The 17,802-nt window shown below is 44.8% G+C and carries 14 protein-coding genes and 2 pseudogenes; 3 read left to right on the forward strand and 13 right to left on the reverse strand.

What is annotated here, in order from left to right:
* Positions 1–118: 118 nt before the first annotated feature.
* Positions 119–1,834, reverse strand: a complete 1,716-nt coding sequence (locus JGK14_RS24060; RefSeq protein ID WP_293326286.1) for a sulfatase-like hydrolase/transferase — start codon at positions 1,832–1,834, stop codon at positions 119–121.
* A 754-nt stretch (positions 1,835–2,588) separates the two neighbouring features.
* Here JGK14_RS24060 and JGK14_RS24065 point away from each other — a divergent pair.
* Positions 2,589–4,733 (forward strand): lipoxygenase family protein, encoded by a 2,145-nt coding sequence (locus JGK14_RS24065; protein ID WP_293204285.1) that lies wholly within the window; start codon positions 2,589–2,591, stop codon positions 4,731–4,733.
* A 203-nt stretch (positions 4,734–4,936) separates the two neighbouring features.
* On the opposite strand, the gene JGK14_RS24070 is transcribed toward JGK14_RS24065, so the two are convergent.
* The 10 genes and pseudogenes from JGK14_RS24070 to JGK14_RS24115 form a co-directional block, all read right to left on the reverse strand.
* Complete coding sequence (locus JGK14_RS24070) at positions 4,937–5,374, reverse strand: RNA-guided endonuclease InsQ/TnpB family protein (protein WP_442921476.1); 438 nt, start codon at positions 5,372–5,374, stop codon at positions 4,937–4,939.
* Between the two features lie 133 nt (positions 5,375–5,507).
* Positions 5,508–5,801 (reverse strand): hypothetical protein, encoded by a 294-nt coding sequence (locus JGK14_RS24075; protein WP_325315581.1) that lies wholly within the window; start codon positions 5,799–5,801, stop codon positions 5,508–5,510.
* 102 nt (positions 5,802–5,903) lie between these two features.
* Positions 5,904–7,580 carry a PatA/PatG family cyanobactin maturation protease gene (locus tag JGK14_RS24080; RefSeq protein WP_293219348.1) on the reverse strand — a complete coding sequence of 559 codons (1,677 nt, stop codon included), beginning with the start codon at positions 7,578–7,580 and terminating at the stop codon, positions 5,904–5,906.
* Positions 7,581–7,686: 106 nt separating this feature from the next.
* The gene (locus tag JGK14_RS24085) at positions 7,687–8,526 is read right to left on the reverse strand and encodes an SAM-dependent methyltransferase (protein WP_293219350.1); all 840 of its coding nucleotides are present in this window, start codon (positions 8,524–8,526) and stop codon (positions 7,687–7,689) included.
* A gap of 195 nt (positions 8,527–8,721) precedes the next feature.
* Positions 8,722–8,922 carry a hypothetical protein gene (locus JGK14_RS24090; RefSeq protein ID WP_293219352.1) on the reverse strand — a complete coding sequence of 67 codons (201 nt, stop codon included), beginning with the start codon at positions 8,920–8,922 and terminating at the stop codon, positions 8,722–8,724.
* Between the two features lie 197 nt (positions 8,923–9,119).
* The gene (locus JGK14_RS24095) at positions 9,120–9,332 is read right to left on the reverse strand and encodes a hypothetical protein (RefSeq protein ID WP_293260560.1); all 213 of its coding nucleotides are present in this window, start codon (positions 9,330–9,332) and stop codon (positions 9,120–9,122) included.
* A 365-nt stretch (positions 9,333–9,697) separates the two neighbouring features.
* Positions 9,698–11,209, reverse strand: coding sequence for a LamG-like jellyroll fold domain-containing protein (locus JGK14_RS24100; protein WP_293219354.1), 1,512 nt, complete (start codon positions 11,207–11,209; stop codon positions 9,698–9,700).
* A gap of 133 nt (positions 11,210–11,342) precedes the next feature.
* Positions 11,343–11,558 (reverse strand): cyanobactin biosynthesis system PatB/AcyB/McaB family protein, encoded by a 216-nt coding sequence (locus JGK14_RS24105; protein ID WP_293184587.1) that lies wholly within the window; start codon positions 11,556–11,558, stop codon positions 11,343–11,345.
* Positions 11,559–11,572: 14 nt separating this feature from the next.
* Entirely contained in the window at positions 11,573–13,534 is a 1,962-nt protein-coding gene (locus JGK14_RS24110; protein ID WP_293219356.1) for a S8 family peptidase, read from the reverse strand.
* A 734-nt stretch (positions 13,535–14,268) separates the two neighbouring features.
* Positions 14,269–14,883: pseudogene (locus tag JGK14_RS24115) on the reverse strand (S8 family serine peptidase); the annotation flags it as partial.
* Positions 14,884–15,218: 335 nt separating this feature from the next.
* Here JGK14_RS24115 and JGK14_RS24120 point away from each other — a divergent pair.
* Positions 15,219–15,356, forward strand: coding sequence for a hypothetical protein (locus tag JGK14_RS24120; RefSeq protein ID WP_293184582.1), 138 nt, complete (start codon positions 15,219–15,221; stop codon positions 15,354–15,356).
* Between the two features lie 569 nt (positions 15,357–15,925).
* On the opposite strand, the gene JGK14_RS24125 is transcribed toward JGK14_RS24120, so the two are convergent.
* The gene (locus JGK14_RS24125; RefSeq protein WP_293203149.1) at positions 15,926–16,276 is read right to left on the reverse strand and encodes a hypothetical protein; all 351 of its coding nucleotides are present in this window, start codon (positions 16,274–16,276) and stop codon (positions 15,926–15,928) included.
* Positions 16,277–16,456: 180 nt separating this feature from the next.
* Positions 16,457–17,401: pseudogene (locus JGK14_RS24130) on the reverse strand (IS630 family transposase).
* A 55-nt stretch (positions 17,402–17,456) separates the two neighbouring features.
* Here JGK14_RS24130 and JGK14_RS24135 point away from each other — a divergent pair.
* On the forward strand, positions 17,457–17,663 hold the full coding sequence (locus tag JGK14_RS24135; RefSeq protein WP_293203151.1) for a hypothetical protein: 207 nt from the start codon (positions 17,457–17,459) through the stop codon (positions 17,661–17,663).
* Positions 17,664–17,802: the final 139 nt, after the last annotated feature.

A 17,802-nucleotide genomic window follows, 5' to 3' on the forward strand; every position in this document is an offset into this window, starting at 1 on the left:
CCAACTGGTAATTGAGTTTTTCTAATTGATCGATCGAATATTGCCCAAATCAGAGAAAGGAGGGAAAACACCATCCTCTCCCTAGTTTGGCGGGACTCCTTACTTCGGCGCTCGCGCTCTAGATATCGGTGGGTTTGGTGGCGGGTGCGCCTCGGCTAAATGAGGTCTTCTGGGGAGGCCATTTGAAGGCAGTCGGCATAGTTCCCAGGCGATTCATAGCCTCTTGCAATTGCCGCTCCAATTCCCACTGCTGCTTGTTAATCTCGGGATCGCCATTACCAGCTAGGTTCTTGTCCTCGTAAGGATCTACTTCTAGGTCGTAGAGTTCCCAATCCCCTTCGGCACCCTCAGCCTTCGCCTCGTCTTGTTCGTTGAAGTAGACCGAATATTTCCACTTGGAAGTCCGAATCGTTCGGACGATACTGGGGTGCAAAATCCTCTGCTTCGGTTTATCTTCTGGAGGAGGTATAACCGCTGGATTATCGTCGTATGTAAAGTGGATGGATTCCTGGACAGTGGAAGTCGGATTGTTGAGAATTGGCGACAAATCTTGCCCGTAAAAAATCGTCGGGTTGGCTGTTGCTGGAATCGCTTCCTCCGGTTTGTGCCACTCGACACCAAGCAACGAGGCGATGGTCGGAGTCAAATCGACGCTGCTGGCAAGGGATTGGGTAGTCTGCGCTGTAGGCCAGGCTACAGGATTGGAGAACACGAAGGGTATGCGAATGCTTTCTTCGTAAGCGTTAAAGAATTTCTCAACTAAACCGTGGCTCATAGCCATTTCACCGTGGTCAGCGAAGCGGATAATCAGGGTATTGTCGATCAGATTCTGCTTCGCCAGACCGTCCAGGAGTTGCTCGATTTGTCGATCGACCAAAATCTGGAGATAGGCGTAGAAGTTGACATAATCCTGCGGTCTGTGCTTGGGAGGCATCTTAGAGCCAGGTCGAGCGAAAGTCCACCAGCTCGCTGAGGCGTGGGCGCGAGGCTCTGAGTGTAAGTTATCCAAGAGGTGTTCGTTCAGATGCTGCCTGTAGTTACGTGGCAGCTCCACGATCGCCTCAGTGAGGGTACTGCTTGCATATCCAGAGCCACCCAGCCCTCTGAACGCTACGAACCCGTCGTGAGGATTGACAAAGGACGCAACCAGGCAAAACGGATCTTCAGCCTTCTCGTCCTGTCGTTCGACGAACTTCAGCATATCTGCGAGGTAACGACTGTCGTTATCTGCCTCGCCACCACCTAGGGTGTTGTAATCGCTGATTGTGATGCCTGCGTCCGGGTCATCCCATTCCGTGAATCCAGCCTCGATGGGGCTAGTATCAATTTCTCCAAGGTGCCATTTGCCGAGCCAAGCACGTGTTTTGTAGCCAGCCTTCCCTAGGACATGGGCGAGGTTGGGCAACTGTGTGTTCAGAGGCTCCTTCGGCTGTAGCTGACCAGTATCCGTTGTTTTGTGCTTTGCCGGATACTGGCTGGTCAAGAAAGTTGCGCGACTGGGGGCGCAGGCAGAAGCGGCGGTGAATGCCCGATCGAAACTCAAACCGTTGCTCATCAACTGCTTCAGTGCGGGGAGCCTGTAGATGAAGTCCCGCGGATAGTGCTGCAAGGCGCGCTGTTGGTCGGTAATGATAATAACGATGTTGGGCTTTTTGTACTTGGCGAAAAGATCCTCAATTGCCATTTTTGGGTATGAAGTAAATAGGTTTGGGGGAGCCGTGCAGGAGCGGCAAGAACTGAAGCCAGTTATAAGTTGTAGAGGGAAAATATCAGAAATATTTGGCCGTCTCAAGCTTTGAGTCCACCCGCTTGTCGAGTGGGTGGCCCTACACAAGGAAGAAAATCGCCATCGGTTTTTTCCGATTCGCTTTAATTACCCAGGATTTGGATTAAATCAGCCGTTTTCTGGAAAAATAGTTAGATTTGACTGGTTGTTCGCCTCAAAAGATAGATTACTTGAATTTGCGCCTAAAAAAACTTTTTAGCTAAAAAGTTTTGTTAACTTTTGTTTCCGGCTTGCAGTCATCTTTTTTCTTATTTATTTGGTGTATTAATTTATACGGCTTCAAGCACAGAACTAGGATGAGAACTAGCTTCCAGCCTTTGCTGGCGCTATTGCTCTCTGGCGCAAGCCGTCTTGCAACGAAGCATCAATCCACAACGCTCGCGATCGACTTTCTTTCACCTGCGGGCTTGCTGATGGTGGTCTGTGAGGAGAATTCTGATGTTGCTCAGCAGGTATGCTATATTAGCTGAGTTCGTTAAACAGTGGATTTTTGGGCTTTCAACTTTAATCCCGAGCCGACAACTTGCCAGTTCTTGATTGGTAGCAGTCGCAAGCAGCTAAAAATCTGTAGCAATCCTTGCAGGAGTCGTAAATTTTTTCCGGCACCCCAACCCTCTCCTTAGCAAAAGGAGGGAGTAAGAAATTCACAAATGATTTAGGATTGCTATATCAACTGATGCAACTAATACAAAATTAAGAGTCAAACTGTTACCAACCAATACTGAAGAATCTAATCTCGATTCACCCAATCTAGTAACTTCTCGATTCACCCAATCTAGTAATATTTTTTTTGGAGCAAAATATGTCTTTTTCCAGGCAAGAAATCATTCAAACGCTGTACCGTTTCGTCACTTTTTTAGCAACGGTTCCTTTGGCTCGCAGGTTGATTGTATCTGGTAAATACGAATATGACTATACAGTTTTAGCTCCTCTAGCTATGACTGAGGTGCCACTTAGTCCGATCGGCAACCTGCCTAGACTGCCTAAAGCCGATGAACTTCCCAGCCTGAAATGGGTGAGTTTAGTGTTGAGTACGCTGAGTATTTTGAACGAGGCTGAAAAGTCGGCTAATCTTCTCAAAAACTCGCTGTCAAACGAGAGTGAAATTGATTCGTTAGAGTCAATCGAGCGTGAAATAAGGGCAGCCCAGGGACAAGCAGAATTAACTAATGCTGTTTTAAAACTAGAATCAGTCTTGGAGCGAAAAGTATCCCCCAAGGTTAAAAGTAGCATTCCCTTGACAGGGGATTTTAGTGAAGTTGAAAATGTATTCGATCGAATAGATCGAGAAATACAAGCTGAACTCAGCGGAAACTTAGAAGTGAAATCTGCACGAAATCTCAAAAGCGAGCAACTCGATGAAGTTGACCGAGTTGATGAAGTTGAGGAAGTCGCTCAATTCGAGGAAGTTGAGGAAGTTGAGGAAGTTGACAAAGAATTATACAAGCACCTTCAAGGAATTGCTAGATGTTTGGGAGAAGAATTGATTAACCAGGAAGCTGATTTTTCAGAGTTCCTTTTACGCGGTACTGTCAATCCTACTCTTGAAGACTACGAAAACTTACTTAATCCGTTAACAATCAGACCGGCAACTGTAGGAAATTTCCAACAAGATGCAGTTTTTGCTTACAGCCAAGTAGCAGGGCCAAACCCTGTAATGCTCAATCAAATCCAAGAACTAGACGAGCGCCTGTTAATTACCAGCGAACAGTACGGAGAGATTCTGCATGAAGATAATCTAGAAGCAGCACTGCAATCCGGGCGACTTTATCTAGCAGATTATTCCAAGCTCGATAGTTTAGTCAATAGCGATATTGGTGGGTTGCCAAAGTATATGTATGCTCCAATCGCATTATTTGCAGTACCGCCCGAACAATATCAAGATCGAAATTTACGGCCAATAGCAATTCGCTGCCAGCAAGTTCCGGGGGATAACAATCCTGTATTTACGCCCCTAGATGGCGACAACTGGATGACAGCTAAAACCGTCGTACAAATGGCAGATAGTAATTACCACGAGCTGATATCTCACCTAGCTCAGACTCACTTATTTATTGAGCCTTTTGTTCTGGCAACTAATCGCTGCTTTACCGATAAAAGTCATCCTGTAATGGTTTTGTTGAAACCTCACTTACAAGGTACTATCTTGATTAATTATGGCGCACATAAGAATTTATTAGCACCAGAAGGGCCTATAGACTTCTTATTAAGTGCGACTATAGGCAGTAACGGCCAACTCGCTATTAAAGAAGCGATGAGCCACTTAGCTAACTTTAATGAAGTTGGCTTCCCCCGAACTTTAGAAAAACGCGGTGTCAGTAATTCTCAGCAATTACCGATTTATCCTTATCGAGATGACGGAAAACTAATTTGGGATGCCATCCATCAGTGGGTGGGCGAATACCTGCGCCTGCACTATTCTAGCGATAAGTCCGTAGTGGCCGATCGACAACTGCAAAATTGGGCTGGTGAATTGTTTGCCAAAGGACACTGCTATATTGGCGAAAATGCTGACGGTCGGATTGCAAGCTTAGATTATTTAGTAGAGGCCATCTCTACGGTTATCTTTGCAGCTAGCGCCCAACACGCTGCTGTTAACTTTCCGCAAAGCGGCTTGATGACCTACGCACCAGCATTTCCTTTGGGTTGCTATTCTCCAGCACCTACCAACTCCGCACAGCAGCAAAATTTCATGGGTTCGCTACCGCCACTAGAGCGAGCATTACTCCAAATAGAAGTGCTTTATTTGTTGGGTTCAGTTTACTATACGAACCTCCTCGATTACCCTGGTTCATCTTTTGTCGAGCCACAGTTGAAAAGAGCTTTCGACAAATTCAAGGTAAACCTGAATGACATCGAAGCAAAAATTCTCGAAGCAGATGCCCAAAGGCTTGTGTCTTATCGATTTTTGCAGCCTTCAAAAATTCCTCTCAGTATCAATATTTAAGTAATACAGAGCTTGAGGAGTGACGGTATTTGATGCGGTGCAACTGATAAATAGGTTAGCAAGCGGTTGCCAAATTTATCAGTTGCACTACCCGGGAAAGGCATATCGTATCTCTTGCTTCTAAAAATGCTGCTTTGAAAAGAGTTGCTGTTTTATGTTCCTAGAGTTTTTTTTCTCAATTATGCGATCGCATTGTCGCTTGGTCAGAATTCTCTGCCAAATTTCTCTGACTTAGCTTCACAGAGAGTCCTAAATTCTCTCCATCCCTGCTGGCTAATCGCACGAGAAAGTTTCCGATTCCTCACCATGCCAGAAACATTCAAATCTTCCAAAATAATCACTTGGTTTTCGTTGACTATTTTGGTTGACAGTTTGTGCAGGAAGTCTTTGCGAGTATCGGCAATTTGATTGTGCAACTTGGCAATTCTAATGCGAGTTACATTTCTTCTCCTAGAATCTTTTGGTTGACGAGCTAACTTGCGTTGCAGTTTGCGAACCTTCCGGCAAGGCTTTTTATAGCTAGGGCTTTCGACCTTCTCACCGTTGCTCATCACGGCAAAAGTTTTAATCCCTAAGTCGATACCGACACTTGGATTCTTTGCCTCGGATTGAACGGGTTCAATCTCTACAACAAAACTCAGAAAATAGCGGTTTGCACAGTCGGCGTTGCTTAATCAGGGTATGAAAAAAATAAGTTAAAAATCCCCAAGCTTTGTCGATACTGGTTTCTATGACTGGCATATTTAGCCTTTCATACCGATTACCGTTACCGAGCTAGGTGCTGACGGCAACTCCCACAGGCGATATTGGATTGACAATTCCAATCTTGGCTAAGTAAACTCCACCGTTTTTCTTCATGGAAAATCCGCGAAGAGTAAATCTTGCCGATTGACTGCTTGTTCTTTTTTTGAATCGAGGATGTCTTACTTTTTGTCCTTTTGTTTTCCGTTTGCAAGAGTCAAAAAAATTCTTAAAAGCCGTTTCTAAATCGATTACAGACTGCTGCAATGGAACGCATGACACATCTTCCAGCCAAGTCCTTTCCTCTATTATCAATACAATTAACATAAAATGAAAAGAATTAAAGCCGTCCTATAAGGACGGGGCTTCAGACCCAGTTCTTTGGTGACAACACCTTCTTACCTTGATGGTAAAACCCCAACTAGCGAACTAACTTGGAACAGACCACGATCGCACTTCACCCAAAGTAACGGGCATAGCATCTCTCACGTCAATAGTGAAGCGAAACACTTTCTTGGCCCGACTGCTGTTTTCAGGGTCAAAAAACTTCAATTTCACATCCCAACAGTCGCTATCCAGACGGCAGAAAGGGCTTTTTTCCACTTCAATGCTGTCCAATTCCATCCCCCTAGCAACCGCATCAGCAAACGTAGAAGCAGCTTGAAAAGCATTAGTTGCTGCAAAATTGAGGGCGCGATCGTGGGCCGTTTGCCCCAAATTTCGCAAGTCAAAATAGATGCGGTGCAGGAAACTCGCTAAAGAACGCCGGATTGCTTCCTCGCTGGTACTACTGTCAGAATCGCGCACCGTTTCTAAAGCTGCGGCGATCAGGCTATTCACTCGCCAGCCATACATTCCTCGGATGTTTTGAACAGAAATTACTGGTACTATTTGCCCTGAAAATAGCTCGACCGTGCGATCAGTCAATCTCCCCGGTATACTCACCCGCTCAATAAAATCTTCGCTATCTTCGGCAAACACCTGTCCGGCTAACATTAACTGGAGAGTTTCATACACATCCGCCCCAAAAGGTCCTTTCGGTTCAATGGCATAAACTGGCGTTAATTCCAGATTCAGCGTCCAAATTAAAGCTTTCCCTTCCGAGGGGTTTTGTTCCAGATAATCAACCATCTGGCGTGCGTCGTAGGGATTAGCCGGGACTGCGATGCCCTCAATTTCATAGGCCGGCATCAGTTGTTTGAATGTATCGCGCCGCGCTTCGCTGCCAAAGTCGTAGCCGAGGGTTCCTAAAGCATAAACTATGTTTGATGGAATGCTGGCGGTGACGGTGCCGACAGCTTGGCTGGGGGTGACGGCTTTGGAATCGTAGTTAGGCATGGCAGGTGATTCTGAACTCGATCCACTAATGTTTCGGGTGGTGATTGGAACAACGAAGGGTTTCTGAGCCTTGATGTCACCGCAGAATGCCGGAAAGTCAGCTAACGGAGCACTGATTAAAACGTCACTCAAATCCCGCACTTTGATATCCTGAAAACCAGCTAACTGAATTGCTTCACTGACTTCGCTCATGCACGGAACATTATGAAGTTGAGCCTGTTTGAATTTTGCAAGTTTCTGCTGCTCTTGCTCTGACAAGGGATGTTCGTGGCGGAATAAATCTTTGATGTAAAGAGTTCCCTGAGGTCGCAGCACGCGGTAGGCTTCTGCCAGAACCCGTCTGAGTTCGTCGGAGAATCCGATGGTTTCAAAGAACACTACAACGTCAAAAATACCACTGTCAAAGGACAAGTCGTGAAAGTCTGCCACCTGAAGGCGAATGCGATCGGAAAGTCCTGCTTCCCGCACAAGTTTCTGACCTATGTTAACTTGCTCTTCTGATAAGTTAATTCCTTCAATCGTCACATCTTCGATGCTCTGAGCAATAACAATGCTGGGCCCACCCGTACCGCAACCTGCATCGAGGACATAATTTCCGGGTTGAATGCCAGCTTGAGCAGCTAAATAAAGAGTAGTGCCGTGAAAAGGATCGGTATCGGAACTTGTCACTCGGAGCAAGCAGCCTTGGTTTGTTGGAGACTGCCCGACGAGATTGTAGAAATCGCGAATTTGTTGCAAATCTTGGGAATTGTCAATGAGGTCAGGCATGAGCAAAAGCCAACAGTAAATATAAACTCGGTGGAGGTGCTTGGGCCGAATGCCAGCGGAGTTTGCTAGGAATTCAAATTTTTATTTCAAATCAGTCGCGAGCATTCTAGCCGATTGCCCGAAGTTGCTTCTCCTTAAATTCTCTGCTTTTCATAATGTGTTCTTCAATACCCAGACGTTTTACACGTTCCAGATCGGGTTCAGACCACTTGGGATCGGGGATAATTACTAAAGTTGACATCGCGGTCAATACAGATTCTCCTAATTTGGCAATCGCCACACGCTCTATCCGAGGTACAAAGATTGCCATTGTCGCAGCTTCATAGACCACCGCTGTATGATCGGCAGGATATGATTCTAGAAGAGTTTCCACTAATAGAGCTAGCCCTCTTTGTTGATCGGCATAAACTTTGCCCTGATAATCTGCCTGTGCAATTGCTCCTACTTGCCACAGCACTAGAGTGCTTCGCCGATCGAAGATTCGCCGATAGGCTAGAAAATCAGTTGCTTCATAGCTCTGACAGCCATATACTCCGGGGTCAATTCCTAAGTCAGCAAAAATGCAATCTTCAGCGGATATACCAGGCAGCATTAACGCTTCAAAACCCTCGTTACGAGCCTGACGAATTGAGATATGAGGGGGGCTGGCAAAAACCCCAGGGTGTCCGTAGAAGATAGCGCACACCTGGAAACCTTCCCGCACGGCTGTGATAATTCTTTCCACCATCTGCGCGTAGGTCTCATATCTGGGTTTACCCTTTCCATAGAGATCGCTCAATGTTTCAGCATTGGGATTGAGGGATTTAATTTGATAAACACTGATAGGATTCCCATCAGCATAGAATACTTTGTCAGCATTCTTAATAGCCGATTGCGCTTCAGTGGTGAGATGACCGCCTGCTTTAATGCCGGTGCCAACCACCAGCAGAGACCCTTTTTTTGTCATTCTGCAACTTGCCTTTTATTTCCTAATAATAAACTAACCACTTTACCAAGCTCCATAATAAAAATAGCACTTGATAAACTTTGTCAATTTTACTGACCTGCGATTGCGACAATATCTCAACCACTAGACATCTGGCAAAGTTAGCTTTTTGCCTAGATCTAGCAAGTGTTCTAGCATCTTTTAAGGAGATGTCTACTAGCTTAGTAGGGGTATACCTTGCGTTGGCTCGCTTCCTGCTATTGCCAAACCAATTCGCCTCATATCGCCACTCTTGAGAGCTTCTCGATCTTCCTCGGAAAGACCTGCTTCTTCCATAACTGCATCTGCGTTTTCTTTGGCAGCCAGAAACTTGTAGGGATTCTCGCCGAGGTAGATAATAAATTCTTTGAGATTCATAACACGAATTCCTGATTAACTAGAAACCAGCCAGTCACTTTTATGAAATAAATAAGCTACTGGCTGGTTTGGTATCTTTAGCTTCCTACTGACATAAAACAGATTTCATCCTCATAACATCTTTTGGAAATAATAATGTCATGAAAGATCTTAAAATCAGCTCGTTCATCAGCAGAAACGCTAGTAAAATATCAGGTTTAGAAGAAGACCAGCAGCATGAAAGATCCTTCTACCCCACCATAAACACTAAGCCCGCCAGAGGGTTGAGAGCCAATAATGCCAGTACCCGATGCGGGACGGTCCACAGGAGCAGATACTTGCGGTCTCAAGTTTTTCTTTTTGCTGTTCATGTTGTTACTCCTTAAGAGAGTCGTATTTGGTGTTTTTTTGCTCGCTTTTAGAGAGCTCATAACTTTTCTGCTGTTGGGCTGAAAAGTTATTTTTTTACCTGAAATCCATCATAAACAAAAACAGAATAAAAGTCAAGAGATTTTTGGATGTTTTTTGCCCGATTATTGTCAAAAAGATGAGCAAATTTACGGCAATTTAAGATGGTTTAGTCGATCAATTTTCAACTAAACTATCAGCAACGATCGAGACTTACACACAAATGTAAAATCTCGATTTTGGATGTGCTGGGCATCCATTAATATGTTTCAATCTCTAGAAAAAATAGGAAATTTTAAAAAAATATTTCCTAATTTTTATTCAATGGCTCCCACAACGGTGTAGCACTTGCTAAATTGAAGTTTCAATTAAAGACCCCTATTACTGCTTATGACCAAATTCGTCCCCGGCGGAAAGGCACCCTCGGCTTATCTGCTTGCCCCTCAGACAATTTCTTCCACCAATAACCGTAGTCTTCCAAACCCGTCGAATTTAACAAACGCTCTTTCGCATCTGGCGCATCAATAATCGGCATCAACGACTGGCCCCAAACTGCGTCCCCAAAAATCTTGCCATTTTGAGGTTTTTTCGCCTTCTCTCGTGCCAAAGTCCCCGACCCTTCCGACAGAGGCCAATACCCTACTAACCCCACTTCATCGCCTTTTAAACGGTGAACTAACTTCGATTGAATTTCCTTGGCGGTGCGGACTTTATTCCACAGGCGAACTTCAGAAATTTTTCCATTAAACAAATAATCTCCGTAACCCGGTTGCTCGGTGGTTCCCGCACCAATACGGAGAAGACGTTTAGTATTTGTTTTAAACTTGACATTCTCTTTTTTGCTCACTTCCTGTCCGTTGACATAGAAATGAGCTGTATCAGATTTTCCATCGTAAACCCCCGTCAAATGTACCCAAGTATTAATCTCAATATCCGGTCCACCCAGAACAATCCAACTCGCTCCCACTTCGCCACTACCCAGCCAAAACTCCCATTTCTGTGAGGGAGTCGCATAGAACAAATAGCCCTTGCAACCATCCACATCCGACCCATCCCGCGACGTTAATACCGATCGGTATCCGTCGCCGCCAATGAACATCACCCACGCCTCAATGGTGAACGTAGCGGGATTGATTTCCTTGGCATAATCAATATCAATCTTGTCATCAATGCCGTCAAAATTCAGGACTGTTTGCAAGCGTTCTTGTGGAGCATTCGCATTAGTCATAGTAACCATCTCCTGTGTTTCAATTACTGCGGCGATCGCGGGAACTTCAGACAACTCCCAAGTTGCCTCGTGAACGAGCCCGTGATTAGCATTTTGAGTCTTGTCGCAAACTGTATTGCCCGCACCTTCATTTAAAGGCCAATAGCCTGCTAGTCCCGGTTCATTCCCTGCCAAACAGCGGGACATATCAGCTTGAAGTTCTGCTTGAATGCGGCATTTATTCCAGATGCGGACTTCAGAAAGTTGACCCTTCCAACATTCTGCACCTTTAGAATTTTTCCTGCCAATTTCCCAACTAATGCTGCTTGATTTGAACCGCCGGCTGCCGACCAAAGTCTGCACGAGTTCACCATTGACGTAAAAGTGAAGCTTGCTGTTAGCTTCAAACACCAGCGCTAGATGAAACCAAGTGCCTGCTACAAGCTTAGCTGAGGTAGTGTTGTAATTTTTCTTTTTATAAACCGTGAACCGGAGCTGGCTGTTAAATAAACCAAAACCCCAAGCAGGATGCTCCGAAAATACCCTTTGCACCCCCTTAGTTGTTTTAGTTTTTACCCAAGCTTCTACAGTAAAGTTGTTGCCTAGATCGCAGGAAATATGGGGGAGCGCAACATAACTCTTTACCCCGTCAAAGGTCAGAACTGGTCGGCTATTTTTCAGGAGATTAGTCATCACTTTGATTCCTGCTGGCTTCAGAGTTTAGATATGAATTGGATAGGAAAACTAAGTTTTCAATTTCATATCTAAACTTTTTAGGTTAAAAATCCGCCGTTATTTTTGGCTAAAAAGAGGAGAAAAGTGGTTTTTACCGCCTGCCGCCCCAGCAGCCACAGCTAGAACTTTTAAGTTGTTGATAGCTCCGGTAAGCAAACGCCGCCGGGTCATTGTAATTTGCCCCGTGCATCAAATGGATGCGAATGTTAACCAACTCTTCCGACTGGCCGTTCACTACATCGACAGAGCGGTGAGGGTGAATTAATTCCGGTCTTTTCACAGGTGCAGATAATTTCGGCAGTTTCATAATACCTCCAAAAATTAGTAAGGAGTAGACCAAGAACGCACTTCGCCCAACGTTACCGGGATCATATCGCTCACATCAATAGTAAAGCGGTAAACTTTCTTAGCACGGCGACTATTTTCTGGGTCAAAAAACTTCAATTTCACATCCCAGCAATCGCTATCAAGTCGGCAGAAGGGGCTTTTTTCTACTGTGATGCTGTCGAGTTCCATGCCTGTGGCCACTGCTTCGGCGAAGGTAGAAGCAGCTTGGAAAGCGTTAGTAGCAGCAAAATTTAGCGCCCGGTCTTGAGAAGTGGTACCTAAGTTCCGCAAGTCGTAGTAAATGCGGTTGAGGAAACTTCCGAGGGTGCGCCGCATCGTTTCTTCGGTCGCTTCTGTTGCGGTAGTCCGTACCGTTTCTAAAGCAGCCGTGACGAGGGTATTGACTTTCCAACTATACATCCCTCGCGTGTTGTGCGGTTCAATCACCGGCACTACTTGACCGGAGAATAGTTTAACCGTTTTGCCACTGAGCACCCCCGGAATGCTGACTCGTTCCACATAATCTTCGCTATCTTCCGCCTCTACTTGGCCGGCCAAAAATTCTTGCAAAATCCCGTACACATCGCGGCCAAAAGCGCCGACAGGCTCAATGGCATAAATGGGAGTTAATTCCAGGTTAAGCGTCCAAATTAAAGCCTTTGCCTCTGACGGGTTTTGTTCCAGATAGTCTGCCATTTGGCGGGCATCGTAGGGGTTGGCCGGCACGGCGGTATTGTCAATTTCATAGGCTGGCATCAGTTGTTTAAACGAGTCGCGCCTTGCCTCGCTGCCAAAGTCATAACCCAATATTCCCAAAGAGTAGATAAGCTGGACATTTTCGAGGTCGCTGGGTGCTTGGCTGGCGGCGATGCCGGTGGGTCGGTTGTTGCTCATAATAGAATTGCTGGGGCTGCTAAATGAACGAATTTGCGTGGGAGTTAGTAAAGCTTCAGGGATGGGTGGGAGAGATTCTGAAGAAAGCAGTGCGGTTTCTAAACTTTCTGGCAGTTGCTCTTGGGGTTGTACGGTTTCTTCTAAAACTGTTGGAGTTGTTCCGTCGCAACCGCAGCCAGCAGCTTCGACGCCTTCTAATTGCTCTGACATTTTTCCTCCTTGTATTAAATAACTTGCACCCAAAATGTTGAGCTTGCCAACAAGACAGCGGTCTGCACTTTCTGCGTCGGCATCGCATGGTAAGGCGCTTTTTAAAATTGCCTCTCGCACTTTGCTCGGATCGGGCGTTTCTCCCTGCTTAATTTGCAGACTGAGTAACAAAGCAGCCACGCCTGAAATAATCGGGCTGGCAAAGCTCGTGCCGCTAAGTCGGCTAGTGCCTCCTCCGGGCTTTGCTCCCAAGATATTTTCTCCTGGGGCTAGAATACCTTGATTGTTGTAGGTTTCCCCCCAGTTACTAAAATTTAGAGGCCGACCGAAATCATCCATTGCTCCAACTGCCAAAACAGCCGGCAATGCTGCTGGTACGTGCAAGCAATTGCAACCGTCGTTCCCAGCCGCAGCCACGATTAAAACGTTGTTGTCGTTGCACAGTTGCACGGCACTTTCGAGCCAGCCTTCGGCTTCGCCTATTTCGGTCAGTTGACCGCCGCTGATGTTAATAATGTGAGCGCCGGCGTTGACTGCTTGCTCGATCCCCCTAGCCAAATCTAGCTGGGAAGTTTTGAGGCGATCGTCGGCAAAGATCGGCACTATTATTCCCTTGCATCGGGGAGCTATTCCCTCCACCGAACTACCCGGTTGCCCAAAAATAATGCTGGCAACGTGAGTTCCGTGAATGGACATATTGCCATTAGTTTGAGCTTCCCCTTTAACTAAGGTGGGCAAATAAGTTAAATCTGCACCTTGGAAACAAGGATGATTCCGATCGACAGGGCCATCCAAAACGGCAATACAAATACTATTATTTCCCTGGGATATGGTGCTTAATGTATCTAACATTTAACAAGACTCGGAACAGTTAGGGGAACCATAATACAAGTTTTACAAGGCTAGAAGTATAAAACTCTTGAATCAAATACAAGTCAGGGACGAAAATTAAATTGATTTAATTATTCGTAGTGGCTCAAAGTTATAAAAAATAAGCCATTTGGCTATCTAAAAATAGCCCGGACTATCGTTTTAAAAGAATCAAGTAGTTCTGCATGGCAAGGATAATTACGAAGTAAAACGGTTAATCCATCGTTATCAAAGCCCTGATATTTCAGGATTACCAAGAGTCAAACTTAATAGACATCTCCCTAAATAACAGATAAGTCTAAAATAGATAAGCCTAAGCAGGATAAGGATTTTAGATTTATTTGTACCCGGTACAACTGATTTTACGACCAAATATACGGACTCTGAGAATCTTAGTCACAAGTTTATTTGATCCGATCATCTAGTTGACTATCAAGTTTTTGAGATGTACCTTACCGTTTGACTGGTATCTCTATACCTTTACAACAGTACAGTAACATTTGAAATCTGTCAAGTAAAATTTATAAAAATCATATTTCAGAGGGCGGGGCTGTTTCATCATCGAATTTTAGCTATTCTAAAAGTGTGAATGAAAATATTAACTTATATATAGTATAGATAGCTCGCGAAAAAATCAACTATTAATTTTATTAATAGTCAAATAAATTTTTTTAGCGCAAAAATTAGAGAGCGATCGTAAAATACATCTAAGTTCCTCCTGGGGCGAGAATACCCTGATTGCTGTAGGTTTCTCCCCAGTTGCTGAAGTTTAGAGGCCGACCGAGATCGTCCATTGCTCCCACTGCCAAGACTGCCGGAAGGGCTGCGGGGACGTGCAAGCAATTGCAGCCGTCGTTCCCAGCAGCAGCCACAATTAATACGTTGTTGTCGCTGCACAGTTCCACAACACTCTCCAGCCAGCCTTCGGCTTCACCTATTTCGGTAAGTTGACCGCCGCTGATGTTGATGATGTGAGCGCCGGCATTCACAGCAGTTTCGATCGCGCGAGCCATGTCTAGCTGAGACACCCGAGAGCGGTTATCGGAAAAGATCGGAACTATCAATCCCCGACACCTAGGAGCAATTCCCGGTATCTCCGAGCCGTGCTGCCCGAAGATTACGCTGGCAACGTGGGTACCGTGCAAAGACATCGCACCGGTCACGCAAACTTCTTCCTGGACTAATGTCGGCAGCCGTTTCAGGTCAGCTCCGGCAAAACAAGGATGAGTCCGATCTACTAAGCCGTCAAGTACCGCTACACAAATTTGAGAATCACCAGAGGTTTTTTCCCAAAGGCTTTGAATTCCTGGAATTTGAGTTAAATCGGCCATTTAAGCTAAAAATAGCTAGGTCTGGCTGGTTTTGAACCTCAAGATACAGATTACTTGAATTTGCGCTAAAAAAAACTTTCGATCTTTAAAAATTTATTAATTTTTATTTCTTGTTACACATATCTTTTTTTAAAAAATTTTAGGGTATTAATTTATACTTGTTGGCTCGGGTAAGTAGCAGACTGCGATCGTCGATCGCGGAAAGTTCGCGTCCCGCGAAAGCTCTTTGACGGACATATCAACGGTAAACCCGACCGTCGCTTCTTTATCGGGTACTTGAAGTCAGTGAGTCAGGCTGCTTTCCGTGAATTGAACGGGGAGGGGTTCTGCTGCGGGTGTTTCGGGTGATGGTGGTGTTGGTGCTGGCAATACAGCTTCGGGCGTTGGCGGTACTAGCGATCGTGTTGATGCTGATGTTGGTGCAGCTTCCCGATCGCCAAAGACAAACTCTTTCCCCGAATATGAAGCGCTGACCGCCCAAGTCCCACTCGCGATCGCTACTTGACCCGACTAACGCTCTTTCATCACTCTAAGAAAGGAAAAATCTGACCATAATTTGATAATGCTAATCTGGTATGGTTTTGTGGAGCGATTTTCTAACACCTTGCTGGCGTTGGGAGCATTTGGCAAGAGATCCTTTGCTGTGGTGTCTTCGAGAATTTACTCTCATGAAAGTGACGAAAGAGCGCTAATACCATTTTTTTAAAGTTATGACAGACTTTAGCAAACAGGGAAAGTGTATAAATTACAATGTCTTGTCGTGTTCGATCTCTATCGGATCTTTAGAAAAATGGTATGAGGTACGGGTTCTAAACAGGGAGTTAACTTTGAGAACTGTCTTGGGATTGGGCGATCGTACAATCGGCCGAAAAGCACTTCTGAGTCAAATCGCTGATAATATCTAAGCTCATATTGTCCAATACTTCGGACAGTTTTAGATCTAATCGAGGCTCTCAAACCCTTGATGGCTATAGAGATGACTATTTTTTCAATCTTTAATTCTAGCCCGCTCGTTTCAAAAAATCATTAAAAATGCCATGGCTTACGCTGTAACGCTTACAGAGCCGTTAAAAAACTGTCCGAAGTATTGATTGTCAACTAATTTAGTTAGAGCCGCAGCAATTTGCTTCTGCGACAGCGCAACTCGCTCAATCAACAGCCTTACCGCTTGCTCGTCTCCACAAGCGGCTGCTTTATAAAGCTTCTCAATCGACTCCCTCGGCAACACAGACAGCGACTCAGAAGTCAGTTGCACAACAGGCTCATCCTGTTCGGACTTCCTCGGCGACTCCTCTTGATAGATATAGCGAACTCCCAAAGGTCGCGCCATCTTCTCGAAAATTACTGCCTCTCGGAACGGTTTGGCAACAAAGTCATCGAAGCCTTTCGACATGGCGAGTTCCTGAGTTTTAACAAAAGCATTAAGTAGGTAGGCGGGAAAAAACCACTCTATGTAACAAAACATTAAGTTACCTAATTGGAGTTAAACTTAAGACGTTGCGTAGTGTAATTTCCCCTTTGTCCTCTAGCTTCTACTCCATGAATTACGGCGTAGGCGAGTTCTAATTCATCATCAAACAAATGTCGCAGCCAACTCATCTTTCTTAATGTGTTGCCACTCCAATTCAATGGGGTTCATTTCCGAACAATACTTGGGTAAAAAGAAGATATATAAACCTTGCTTTTCCCAATGTGGCCATAACTCTTGGACTTCTTTGCATCGGTGTATTGGGCCGTTGTCTTGTACAATTACTCTCGGTCGTCCAATCTCAGCAGCTTCCTGGGCTTGGAGTTCCATAATTTTGATATAAGCTTTTCGATCGACACCTCCAATTACCAAACCGTAGACAAAACTGATGTCAGGTTGAAGAAGTCCGACAATACTTAGTCTACGACCACGCCGTTTCGTTTGTTCTAACCGTTTTTGCTCACCTATTGGGTAATAAGTATAACCTGGTTCACTCCACATACAAAACCCTTATTCATCTAAATACTTTAAGTCAATTCCTCCCGCCGCTGCCTCTAATTGCAACATATCTAAGTCGGATTGCTTCGTTTCTTGTACTATGGGGTCTTGTTTTCCTTTGTGACTTTTTCTCGCTCTTTTCCAAATAAACCTTTTTTTTAGTATGCGTCTTAATCGAGCAGCACTTAGTTTAACAGAACGTTCTTTTTCTAATTTCTGGGCTAATTAAAGACTGTTATATGTACGTGGTTCGTTTTTGAGGCATTCTTTTAAAAACTCTATATCTTCCTCTTTCCACACTTGAAGGGCTCCTCGACCAGGTGACTCCCAAAGCCCTTCCATGCCTAGATGCGACCATTTATGTAAAACCTTTCTCACTGTTTGTGGAGTCCAGTTAAAATGAGCAGCTATTTTTTCAACGTACCAGCCATGTGCATTTAATCTAATTACTTCTGCTCTGTCTTTGACTTTTTGTGGTACATCCGCAGTTCTCAGTTTTAAGAGAGTTTTGTCTTGCTGTTGAGTCAGGAATACCCTTAATCTAGCACCCATATATTGAATTACCTCAGTAGATATATTCTTTTTCTTTACTTATCTTAACATAGTTATGTTTTTTTGTGCCGACCTACTTAGTCGCTGTTTTGTGGCCGCATCCCAGGCGATCGAACCGGCCTACGAGTTGGCAAGTGGTTCCTATAGCGTATTGACGGATGGGCTTTTACAGGGATTGAATCCGGAACGTTTGCCGGGGCAATCGATCGATACCCTATCTCTATGTGCCTTTGTTAATCAATATCTAGGACTTACGCATTGACAAAATCACAAAATAGTGAATCGATCAATCAATATGAGTAGTCTACTTTCCAGGTATTTGACAATGAGAAAAACTACCAAACCCTCGACAGCACAATGCAACGCCGAAAAGTATATTTTATTTTTGCTCTTAGAACCAA

Source organism: Microcoleus sp. PH2017_28_MFU_U_A, from assembly GCF_020738035.1.
Taxonomy (GTDB): Bacteria; Cyanobacteriota; Cyanobacteriia; order Cyanobacteriales; family Microcoleaceae; genus Microcoleus.

Excerpts from the sequence above, each read along its gene's own strand:
- JGK14_RS24065 (WP_293204285.1), top strand. The coding sequence starts at position 2,589 with ATGTCTTTTTCCAGGCAAGAAATCATTCAAACGCTGTACCGTTTCGTC.
- JGK14_RS24075 (WP_325315581.1), bottom strand. The coding sequence starts at position 5,801 with ATGTTAATTGTATTGATAATAGAGGAAAGGACTTGGCTGGAAGATGTG.
- JGK14_RS24080 (WP_293219348.1), bottom strand. The coding sequence starts at position 7,580 with ATGCCTGACCTCATTGACAATTCCCAAGATTTGCAACAAATTCGCGAT.
- JGK14_RS24085 (WP_293219350.1), bottom strand. The coding sequence starts at position 8,526 with ATGACAAAAAAAGGGTCTCTGCTGGTGGTTGGCACCGGCATTAAAGCA.
- JGK14_RS24090 (WP_293219352.1), bottom strand. The coding sequence starts at position 8,922 with ATGAATCTCAAAGAATTTATTATCTACCTCGGCGAGAATCCCTACAAG.
- JGK14_RS24095 (WP_293260560.1), bottom strand. The coding sequence starts at position 9,332 with ATGAGCTCTCTAAAAGCGAGCAAAAAAACACCAAATACGACTCTCTTA.
- JGK14_RS24100 (WP_293219354.1), bottom strand. The coding sequence starts at position 11,209 with ATGACTAATCTCCTGAAAAATAGCCGACCAGTTCTGACCTTTGACGGG.
- JGK14_RS24105 (WP_293184587.1), bottom strand. The coding sequence starts at position 11,558 with ATGAAACTGCCGAAATTATCTGCACCTGTGAAAAGACCGGAATTAATT.
- JGK14_RS24110 (WP_293219356.1), bottom strand. The coding sequence starts at position 13,534 with ATGTTAGATACATTAAGCACCATATCCCAGGGAAATAATAGTATTTGT.
- JGK14_RS24125 (WP_293203149.1), bottom strand. The coding sequence starts at position 16,276 with ATGTCGAAAGGCTTCGATGACTTTGTTGCCAAACCGTTCCGAGAGGCA.
- JGK14_RS24135 (WP_293203151.1), top strand. The coding sequence starts at position 17,457 with ATGTTTTTTTGTGCCGACCTACTTAGTCGCTGTTTTGTGGCCGCATCC.